Annotated in this window: 7 protein-coding genes and 1 pseudogene; 3 read left to right on the top strand and 5 right to left on the bottom strand. The window is 71.4% G+C overall.

The window, feature by feature from the left end; all coding sequences use genetic code 11:
- From C1I98_RS28310 to C1I98_RS28325, 4 genes and pseudogenes are all read right to left on the bottom strand, one after another.
- Nucleotides 1-1139: pseudogene (locus C1I98_RS28310) on the bottom strand (hypothetical protein); the annotation flags it as partial.
- 99 nt (nucleotides 1140-1238) lie between these two features.
- The gene (locus C1I98_RS28315; protein ID WP_111170459.1) at nucleotides 1239-2456 is read right to left on the bottom strand and encodes an MFS transporter; all 1218 of its coding nucleotides are present in this window, start codon (nucleotides 2454-2456) and stop codon (nucleotides 1239-1241) included.
- Between the two features lie 10 nt (nucleotides 2457-2466).
- Nucleotides 2467-3402 carry a diiron oxygenase gene (locus tag C1I98_RS28320; protein ID WP_111170460.1) on the bottom strand — a complete coding sequence of 312 codons (936 nt, stop codon included), beginning with the start codon at nucleotides 3400-3402 and terminating at the stop codon, nucleotides 2467-2469.
- Between the two features lie 413 nt (nucleotides 3403-3815).
- Nucleotides 3816-4001: an ATP-binding protein gene (locus tag C1I98_RS28325; RefSeq protein ID WP_438672116.1), complete on the bottom strand. Its 186-nt coding sequence runs from the start codon at nucleotides 3999-4001 to the stop codon at nucleotides 3816-3818.
- On the opposite strand from C1I98_RS28325, the gene C1I98_RS44460 reads away from it, so the two are divergent.
- Nucleotides 4002-4547, top strand: a complete 546-nt coding sequence (locus C1I98_RS44460) for an iron chelate uptake ABC transporter family permease subunit (protein WP_233508266.1) — start codon at nucleotides 4002-4004, stop codon at nucleotides 4545-4547.
- Nucleotides 4548-4599: 52 nt separating this feature from the next.
- Here C1I98_RS44460 and C1I98_RS28340 read toward each other — a convergent pair whose 3' ends face one another.
- The gene (locus C1I98_RS28340; RefSeq protein ID WP_111170461.1) at nucleotides 4600-7974 is read right to left on the bottom strand and encodes an indolepyruvate ferredoxin oxidoreductase family protein; all 3375 of its coding nucleotides are present in this window, start codon (nucleotides 7972-7974) and stop codon (nucleotides 4600-4602) included.
- 135 nt (nucleotides 7975-8109) lie between these two features.
- Between C1I98_RS28340 and C1I98_RS28345 the strand changes: the two genes are divergently transcribed.
- On the top strand, nucleotides 8110-8598 hold the full coding sequence (locus C1I98_RS28345; RefSeq protein ID WP_111170463.1) for an Lrp/AsnC family transcriptional regulator: 489 nt from the start codon (nucleotides 8110-8112) through the stop codon (nucleotides 8596-8598).
- 236 nt (nucleotides 8599-8834) lie between these two features.
- Entirely contained in the window at nucleotides 8835-9656 is an 822-nt protein-coding gene (locus C1I98_RS28350) for a hypothetical protein (RefSeq protein WP_111170464.1), read from the top strand.
- The last annotated feature ends 592 nt before the right edge of the window (nucleotides 9657-10248 follow it).

The raw sequence follows: 10248 nt of genomic DNA on the forward strand, positions 1-10248 counted from the left end.
CCATGGCCCCCGTACGCGACCGTCGCCCCACCAGCGGCCACCCCCTTCTTGGTACCGCCCGCGCCTAGGTTCGAGCTGGCTGCGGCTTCGTCGGCCTTGGTGTCGTCCGGGCCGACGAAGTGCAGTGCCGCGGTGTTGCCCGGGCCGCCGGTGCCGCCGGGGCCGTTGCCGCGGGGGTCGGTGGCGCCGCCGTTGCCGCCGATCATGGTCAGGGGGGCCGTCACGGTGAGCGGGTGGTCGTTGGCGACGCCGCCGGTGCCGCCCGCGCCGTCCGCCTGGCCGGCACCGCCGTGCCCGCCGAGGAGGGTCACCTTGCTGGTGACGCCGGGCCGTGCCGGGGTCTGGATGTCGCCCGCGTTGCCGATGCCGCCCGGCCCCCCGTCGCCGTCGTCGCCGTCGCCGTCTCCGTTGGCGTCCTCCGCGTCCATGGCCGTTCCGTCGCCGCCCCGGCCGCCGCGCACGGTGATGGTCCCGGCGCAGCGGACGCTGCCCGCGTTGCCGGTGCCGCCGGTACCGCCGTCCGGGTCACCGTGGCTGGTCAGCGTATCGATGCCCTGGCCGCCCTGCCCGCCGGAGATGGTGACGGTGTCCTTGCCGTCACCGCCCTCGATCGCCCCTTCGTTGCCGTCGCCGCCCCGGCCCGCGTCGCCGATGCCCCCTATGCCGCCCTCACCCCCGGTGACGGTGATGATGTCGTCGCCGGGACCGCCGTCGATCCGGCCGTCGTTGCCGCCGCTGCCCCGGCCGCTGCCGGCCGTGGAGTGACCGCCGCGCACGATGATGGTGTCGTGGCCGTCGCCGCCGTACATGGTGCCCTCGTTACCGGCCTTGTCGGCGACCGGCAGGATGGTGATGACGTCGTCGCCGGCCAGGCCGTTGACGACGCCGCCGGGCGGGATCGGTTCGCACATGATGTCGTCGTCGCCCGGGGTGCCCTCGATCACCGTGCCGGTCAGCCGCCCGTCGTTGACGTGACACGTCACGGCGGAGCCGCCCCCGCCGTACGCGACCACCGCGGCCCCGGCGGCGACCACGGCCACGGCGGCCGTCACGCCCAGCAGGACGCGCCAGCGGCGCGGCCACCGCCGGCCGCTCGCATCGGCCGGAGGGGCGGGCGCATCGGATGCCGTGTCGCTCAACCTGGCCCCCCGCGGTGATCGGCGCAACGCTTCGCGCAAGGATTACCAGGCCACCGCCTGCATGGCGGCGGCTTTGCCATTCCTTGGCGTATGGCCGCCTCACAAAGGCGCGGAACGCCGGGCATTCCGGGCGGCGTACCAGGGCACCGCCGCGCAGGCGATCATCAGGGCGGCCGACAGGCCGAAGGTCAAGCGCGGCCCGGCCGCGCCCACGACGAGGCCGCCGAGCAGCGAGCCGGTCGCGTCCGCCAGGTACGAACCGCTCAGCACGGCCCCCATCACCAGCCCGACCGAACTCCCCCCGGCCCGCTGAAGCAACGTGATCGCGGTGACGCCCTCCATGCCGTCCCCGAACCCGGCGACGGCCGCGCCGATCACGACCGCGGCGACTGTAGGGGCCAGGCCCATGCCGAGATGGCCCGCGGCCTCCACGGCGATGCCCGCCACCAGCGCGGCGGCCGAGGGGGTCAGCGCCCGCAGCCGTCCCATCAGCAGCGTGGCGACCAGCGCGCCGAGGCTGATGCCGCCGAGCGCCAGGCCGTACGCCAGGCCGGAGCCGCCGGCGAGATCGCGCTGGGTGAGCACGACCAGCGCGGGCCGGTCGATGGCGGCGGCGAACGTGACGCCGATCGTGGCCACGGCCACGGCGGCGGCCTGCCGGTCGCGGCGCAGCCGGCCCAGTCCGGCCCGGGTCGCCGCCAGGAAACCGCGGTCGTCGTCCTCCCGCACGGCGGGCACCCGGGGCAGCGCGGCCACCAGGGCGGCCGACAGCACGAACGAGGCGGCGTTGACCAGCAGGGCGTACTGGTATCCCAGCGTGGTCGCGGCGAGGCCGCCGATCGCCGCCCCCGAGGCGAACCCGATCGCGGTGACCGCCATCAGCAGTCCGTTGGCCCTGCTCAGCGCGTGCGCCGGGATGGTCCGCGCCACCAGGGCCTGGGCGGCGGGCGCGGTCACGGTCGCGGCCGACTCGGCGACCAGCACCAGGCCGAGGATCATCGCGTACCCCGGCCGGGTGCAGGCGATGAGCACGAACACCGCGCAGGAGATGAGATCGCAGAAGACGAGCAGCCGCCGCGGGTCCACCCGGTCGCTGAGCCCCCCGGCCAGTGCGCCGAACAGGCGGGGCAGCACCCGTACCGCGAACAGCCCGCTGACCGCCGCCCCGGAGGCGGTGTCCTGGAAGACGTGTACGGTGAGCGCCGAGAGCGCGGCCAGGTCACCGGTCACCGACAGGCCGCGCGCCGCGGCGAAGAGCGGGAACCGGCCCGCCCGCCACCAGGGTCCGGGGGCGGCGGGCGGGCACGGATCGGTCATGCGGGTCCGGTCAGCCCATGAGCAGCTTGTGCTCGGTGAACGTGGCGTGGGTCCGGCCGTCGTCCATCGCGCCGAGTTCGGTGAGGTACCGGGTCACCGGCTTGCCCGCCTGCGCGACGTCGGCGCGGACCGTCGCCCGAGGATACGACTCGGTGACGATCTGCCGGGCCTCCTCGGGCGTGAAGCCTTCGGCCAGCAAGCCTTGCTCGAACATTGCATAGTCGGGCTCCAGGAAGGCGTACACCAACTCGGGCACGTACGGGCCGACCGCACGCCGCTCACTCTTGCTAAGGGCGTGCCAGAAGTACTTGAGGAAGTCCCGGAAGTAGGCGTGGTGCTTGCCCTCGTCCAGCGCATGGTCCTGGACCAGCTCCCGCACACCGTCCGGGAGCCGGTCGTCCTGCGGCAGGTTGGTCAGGATCGCCGAGATCAACGTCTCGCTGACCACGCAGAACAGCAGGTCCTGTAACCCGCGCAGGCTCGGGTCCATGCGCTGCCCGATCTTGCTGAGCCGGGACAGGAAGCTCGGGTCCCCGATCTCCCCGGCCGCGATGCCGCTCTGGGACTCGACCTGGCGGAGCAGGTCGTAGGAGAACTGGGCGTGCCAGGCCTCGTCGGTGACGATCTTGAAGGCGTCCTCGCGCATGTTGGCGGGCAGGTCGATGCCCGCCACTCCCCGGGAGATGAGCTGGGCCACGGGCATCACCGCGAGGGCCTCCAGCTCGCTGGTGAAGTGGAGGTACTGATACAGCCGGCGAGTGAGCAGGCGGGTCTCGGTACCGTCCTGGCGGGCCGTCACGAGCGGATGACTGCTGATGGGCACCAGCTCCGGCGGAAAGTAGATCACCTTTTCGTTCGAGTCGATCGTGCGTCGCGGGCCGGTGCGCACACTCGCGCGCTGTTCCCAGTTACCGAACGCACTACGGTAGGAGAGCGAATCAGACATGGTCCTCGGTGTCCTCTCGGGCGGGAGCCGACCGGCTCCTGTCTTTTCGGAGAGCGAACACACCCAAACCCGACGGCGGCCATGCGGAACACCACGGTCGGTGGTACTGGGCGTCGTGCCGATCTGAAGCGCCAAGAACCGGCCATCGCCATGCCCGGACGGAAATGAAGCATGCGAGTCATGCGCCGCGGAGCGCGACAGCCGGTTCGGCGCGATAATACGTTGTGGCGTCGTATCTTCACAATGTGCCCATAAGCCGAAATTCGGACGGCATTACTGCCATCCCGATAGTGCTCTCAACTGTGCTTTCGGCCCACCGGTCCCGACTCGCCGGTTTCCGGCCCGATGGCCGTTATCGGATAATTGGCACCGCCGTTTTTCGGGCGTGCCATTGTCAACGCTTTATTGCCTGCTCAATCACCGGCTCCGGGCAGGACGAGTGTGAATATCGCCCCGCCGGGCGCGGCGTTGGCGGCGGTGAGGGTGCCGCCGTGCGGGCGGGCGTTCTCGGCGGCGATGGCGAGGCCGAGGCCGCTGCCTTCGGTCCGGGTACGGGCGGCGTCGCCCTTGGTGAAGCGGTCGAAGACGTTCGGCAGCAAGTGTCCACGGCCGCGCCCAGCCTGATCATCAGGAACAGCGAGACCAGTGCGCCCGCACCCGCGATCAGCGCGATCCGCCGCTGTCCCCATGCCCCTCTCCCGGCCACCGCCACCACCACCGGCGCCGTCGGCCTGGCCTTGGCCCTGGCCGCGGCCTCGGCGCTCACGTTCGCCATCGGCTGCGCCACGGGCGACCTCGCGATGCTACTCGCCGACGTGGTACGCGTCCTCGCGGGCGGCGGCGACGCCGGTCAGCGCTTCATCATCATGGAACTACGGGTCCCGCGCGGACTGGACGGCCTGCTCGTCGGCGCCGCCCTCGGCGTCTCCGGGGCGCTCTTCCAGTCGGTGACCCGCAACCCGCTCGGCAGCCCCGACATCGTGGGCGTCGGCAACGGCGCGGCGACCGGCGCGCTGCTGCTCCAAGGGGCCGACGTGGCGGCGCAGTGGGCGGTGCCGTCGATCGAGGTGCCCGCGGGGCTGGCCAGGGGGCTGACCGGCGGGGCGTACCTGGCCTGGCCGCTCACCCGCCGACGGCGATTTTAGCCAAGCCTTGCTTGCTGCCGTGCCCGCAGGAGGAGCGCCGTAAGGCGGGGTGTTATCCGGTGATCGCGGCTCGCGGGGTCAGGTCCGCGCGCAGGGCGGCCAGCCGTTCGCGGTAGCGCTCGACGTTGCCCAGCTTCACGTCCTCGTAGCCGCGGACCATGTCCGGCAGCCCCGCGATCTCCACGGCGACGTCGAACGTCCGCTCGTCGAGGCGGTCGGTGAGCACGTCGAGCAGGTCCAGGTACTCGCGGACCAGCTCGCGTTCGACGACCCGGACCTTCGCCCTGCCGAACGGGTCGAGCGCGGTGCCCCGGAGCCTGCGCATCGCGTAAAGCGCGTGGAAGCCGGGCCGGAACCAGCCGCCCAGCCTCAGCTTGCGGGACATGCCCATGCCGCGCAGCAGCGGCGGGTGCAGGTGCCAGGAGGCCCGGGCCTCGGTACCGAACAGCTCGGTGACCTGGGCGGAGACCGTGGGGTCGAGACAGAGCCTGGCGACCTCGTACTCGTCCTTGTAGGCCATCAGCTTGTGCAGGTTGCGCGCCACGGCCTCGGTGAGCACCGTCGATCCGGGGGACACGGCGGCCTCGCGGCGGCGGACGGCCTCGACGGCGGCCAGGTACCGGGAGGCGTAGGCCGCGTTCTGGTAGGCGGTCAGCTCGGCGACGCGGATGCGCAGCACGCGGTCGAGTCCGGGCGCTTCTTCCGTGTCCTCGGCCGTGAACGCGGCCGGGTCCGCGACGTACCGCCGTCCGGCGCGGAACGCCCGCAGGTTCACCGCCACGGCCACCCCGTTGGCGGTGATGGCGTCCTCGATCGCGGTGGCGGGCAGCGGCAGCGCGCCCGCCTGGAAGGCCACGCCGATCATCAGCAGGTTCGCGTACTGGTCGTCGCCGAAGAGGCGCGTGGACAGCTCCCGGGCGTCGAGCGCGTGTCCCGCGCGCACCTGGTCCATGACGGCGGCCGTGGTGTCCGGTACCGAGGGGAAGGTGGCGGTGGGATCGCTGACCATGCGGCCGGTGGGCACCCGCGAGGTCGATACCACCGCGAACGTCCGGTCGGGGGAGGCCACGGCGAGGTTGCGGGGGTCGGCCGCCACCAGCAGGTCGCAGCCCAGGTAGAGATCGCACTCCCCGGCGGCCGGCTTGTTGGACCCGCCGCCCTCGCGGCGGAGGCGGACGTCGGAGACGACCGCGCCGCCCTTCTGCGCCAGGCCGGTCTGGTCCAGGGAACGTACGTCCCAACCGGCGATGAGCCCGGCCGTCGCCAGGATCTGGGAGGCGGTGACCACGCCCGTGCCGCCGATGCCGGTCAGTCGCACGCCGAACTCCGCGCCGGACACCACGCTCTCCGGGTCCGGAAGGTCTGCGGTGTCCGGAGCCTCGGGCCGGCCCTTCGGCCGGGTGCCCGCCGGGACCCGCACGGACATGAACGCCGGGCAGTCGCCGTTCAGGCAACTGTGGTCGAGGTTGCACGAACCCTGGTGGACGGCCGTCTTGCGGCCGAACTCGGTCTCCACCGGCTGGACCGACAGGCAGTTGGACTTACGGCCGCAGTCGCCGCAGCCCTCGCACACCCGCTCGTTGATGAAGATCCGGGTCTCCGGCCTGGGCGTCCTGTCGCGCTTACGCCTGCGCCGCTGCTCGGTGGCGCACTCCTGGTCGTGCAGCAACACGGTCACGCCGGGGGTGGCGGCCAGCACCTCCTGCGCCTGGGCGATCCGGGAGCGGTCCCAGACGGCGACGCCCCGGGGCAGCCGGACGCCTCGGTACCTGGCCTGGTCCTCGGTGGTCACGATCACCTTGGCCACGCCCTCGGCGAGCAGGATGTCCACGATCTGCGGCACGCCCATGCCGCCGGTCGCCTGCTGGCCGCCGGTCATGGCCACGGCCGAGTTGTAGAGCAGCTTGTAGGTGATGTTGACGCCGGCGGCGACCGCGGCCCTTACGGCGAGCGAGCCGGAGTGGTCGAACGTGCCGTCGCCGAGGTTCTGCACGTAGTGGTTCCGGTCGAGGAACGGGGCCATCCCGATCCACTGGAGCCCTTCGCCGCCCATCTGGGACAGGCCGGTGACCGTGCCCACCTGGGCCTCGTCCATCAGCAGCACCATCGCGTGGCAGCCGATGCCGCCGCCGACCAGGGAGCCCTCCAGCGGCTTGGTGGAGGTGTTGTGCGGGCAGCCGGAGCAGAAGTACGGCGTGCGCGGGACCAGCGGCAGCTCGATCCGGCGGGATCGAAGGTCTTTGGTGGGGATGCCATGAGCGGTCAGGCGGTGGCGCAGCTTCGGGGTGATCGCGTCCACGTCCAGCTCGCCGTACGCCGGGATCAGCTCCGCGCCGCCCGGCTCGGACTTGCCGGTGAGCACGGGCGCGGCGGGGGTGCCGTACAGGATGTCGCGGACGGCGCTCTCCAGGAACGACCGCTTCTCCTCGATGACCAGGATCTCCTCCAGGCCCTCGGCGAACTCGCGGACCACCGTCTCCTCCAGCGGGAACGGCATGCCGACCTTGAGCAGCCGCAGCGGCGACTCCGCCAGCTCCGATTCGGCGATGCCCAGCCGTTCCAGCGCGGAGAGCAGGCTGAGCCAGGTGCGCCCGGCGGCGACGATGCCGAGCCGGTCGGCGCGGCCCCGGCCGACGATCCGGTTCAGGCCGTTGAGCCGCGCGTACTCGCGCGCGATGCGGAGCCGGTTGGTCACCAGGTCGCGTTCGAGCGGGCCGAGCATCGGCTGGAGCAGGCGGGCGGTGGGGACGTGCTTCTTCGCGCCGTCGGGCAGCAGCGGGAGCGGCCGGTCGGCGGCCAGATCGACCGTGGAGGAGCCGTCGGCCACCGCGGTCACGATCTTCAGCCCGGTCCACAGGCCGGAGGCGCGGGACAGCTCGACGGCGTGCAGGCCGAGGTCCAGGATTTCGCCGCTGTCGGCCGGGTAGAGGAAGGGCGTCGCCAGGTCGGCGAAGGAGAAGTCCGACGAGCAGGGGACGCTGGAGGACTTGGCGCCGGGGTCGTCCCCGACCAGCAGCACCACGCCGCCGTTCGGGTGCGCGCCCATCAGGTTGCCGTGCCGCAGCGCGTCCGTGGCGCGGTCCAGGCCGGGCGCCTTGCCGTACCAGATGCCGAGCACGCCGTCCCGGGTGCTGTCCTGGAACGTGCCGGCGAGCTGGCTGCCCTGCACCGCCGTGGCCGCGGACTCCTCGTTGAGCCCGGGGACGAAGGTGACGTCGGCGGTGGCCAGGAGTTCGCGCATGCGGCCGAGTTCGAGGTCGTACCCGGCCAGCGGCGAACCCTCGTAACCGGACACGAACGTGCCGACCCGCAGACCCGCCGCGGTGTCGCGGCGGTGCTGGTCGATGGGCAGGCGCGCGAGCGCCTGGATGCCGGTCAGTTGGACCCGGCCCACTGTGGCGACATATCGGTCGCTGGAAATCGCCATTTCGGCCCGCTTTCGTATGCCGACTGTGTACCCATTTAGGGCGTTCGGCGGCCTATGGCGCAAGAGTTAGCCGATAAGGTGGGCCAATGGCTCGATTTCACTGCCGTCCGTCCCGCCGCGACCGGGCAACTGGCCATGCCTGACGCCCTCGACGAGCTGGACCTGTCGATCTTGAACCTCGCCATCGACCGGCCCCGCGCCGGGGTGCGGGAGTACGCCCGCCTGCTCGGCGTGGCCAGGGGCACCGTGCAGGCCCGGCTGGACAAGATGGCCCGTATCGGCGTGATCGCGGGCTACGCGCCGACGCTCTCCCCGGCGGCGATGGGCTTCACCGGGTTCGCGTACGTGCGGCTGAACCTCTCCCAGGGGGTGCTCGACCAGGTCACCGAGCACCTGGCCGCCATCCCCGAGGTCATCGAGGCCGACTCGATCGCCGGGGACAGCGACCTGCTCTGCCAGGTGGTGTCCACCGGGCCGGAAAACCTCGAAGAGGTGATCCAGCGCATCGTGGCCGTGCCCGGCGTGATCCGCAGCCGTACCGAACCGGTCCTGCGCCGCCGCATCCTCCGCCGCATCAAGCCCTTGATCGAACGCGTCGCCCGCGACCTCGCCCGGCGGCGCTGACTTTGAATTACCTACACCCTGCGGTGGGACCAGGGTCGTTCAAACGCTGGAAATATGCGCGACAAAAAGCGGACACCGATATTGTCAGAACGGCCAAGGAGGAACACACTCGGTGAGCAGAACACCTCGCGCCCCCACGTTTGGAGCCCTTCGTGGACCGATCCGTCACCGCAATCCGCAGACGTGGATTATCGACGATCCACCGCCTCGCGTCCGCCGCCGTGGCATTACTGGCCGTGCTATTCCTGGTGACCCCGCCCGCCGGCGCCGCGGCCGTTCCCTCGCCCAAGGAGTACGTCTCCTACCTGGACCTGGAATGCTTCGCCACCGACCCCTACCAGCCGCCCGCCACGAGGCTCACCATCCAGCATCTCAACCCCGTGCTCAGCGGCCTGCCGGCCGAGACCGTCACCCTCGGCCCGCGTGAGCAACTGTGCACCCCGGTCGCCAAGAACCGCGTCGTCCCGCCGAAGACGGTCCTCGACTACATCAGCTTCACCGACCTCGCCTGCTACCGGACCACCGGGGCCGCGATCAACAGGTCGCTCGTGCTGAGCCAGCTCAACCCGGTGCTCGCCGACCTGCCGCGCCAGCAGGTGAACGTCACCGGCCTGCAACAACTGTGCGTGCCCGTGCTGAAGAACAACGCCACGCCGCCCACCAAGGAGGCGCTGGAGTTCATCTCGCACATCGACCTCGCCTGCTACGCGATCACCCCCAACACGCCGATGAACCGGGCGCTCAACCTCACCCAGCTCAACCCCATCGTCGCCCGCGCGATCCGGCCGCGTGACACCCGCGTCACCGAGGCGCGCCAGCTCTGCGTGCCCGTCCAGAAGAGGGGCGACGAGATCCCGAAGGAGCTCCTGGAAGTCATCCGGTGGATCGACCTGGAGAAGTACGACATCGTCTCCGGCACCGCCATCCAGAACGTGCCGCTGACCCTGCAACACATCAACCCGGTCCTCCGCGGCCTCCCCGCCGAGCGCGCCACCCTCCTCGGCCGCAGCCAACTCGCGGTCCCGGTCGCCAAGAACGGCGTCTTCCCGCCCGGGTGAGTTTTCCGGCCCGCGGGCGACTTAATCACAGCCCGCGATAGAACATCCAATACCGGAACGCGCCGAATTAATAAGGCGAACGCCGGCAGGCGTTCGCCTTTCGACGCATTTGCCGAACGCTCTACGGTGCGACGGCGACCAATAGGGCTCTTCGCAGATGACGGTGTAGCCGCGGGCCTGGGCCTGTGGGTCTTGGGCCGCCCCTCATGCGCTCGTTGGGAGTTTCCACCGGGAGCGGAGCCGTGGACGTGGGGTCCGCCGCTGAGACTCTTGTCGGCCGTGCTGCTGCCCGGCTGATCGAGTTGGGTCGACACATCGGCACTCCCCCGCCTTCGGTGTCCGTCCCGGGGGTGCCCCGCGAACGTCCTTGGGACCGACAGCCTCGATCGCTTAGGCAGCAGCCCCTTTGGTGGCGGCGGGACTCTGTCGCGGTCGGTGGGACTCAGTCGTTGGCGGACGCCCCTGGCCCGGGCGCGCTGCGGGAATCGGTGCGTGGATTGGTCTGGGACGCGCTGAGGTGGGCCGCGTCGGAGCCGCTGGGGTACGGCGGGGCGTGAGCGGCATGGGGACCGGTACAGGGACCGATGTCTGT

This window comes from Spongiactinospora gelatinilytica, from assembly GCF_003236385.1.
GTDB lineage: Bacteria > Actinomycetota > Actinomycetes > Streptosporangiales > Streptosporangiaceae > Spongiactinospora > Spongiactinospora gelatinilytica.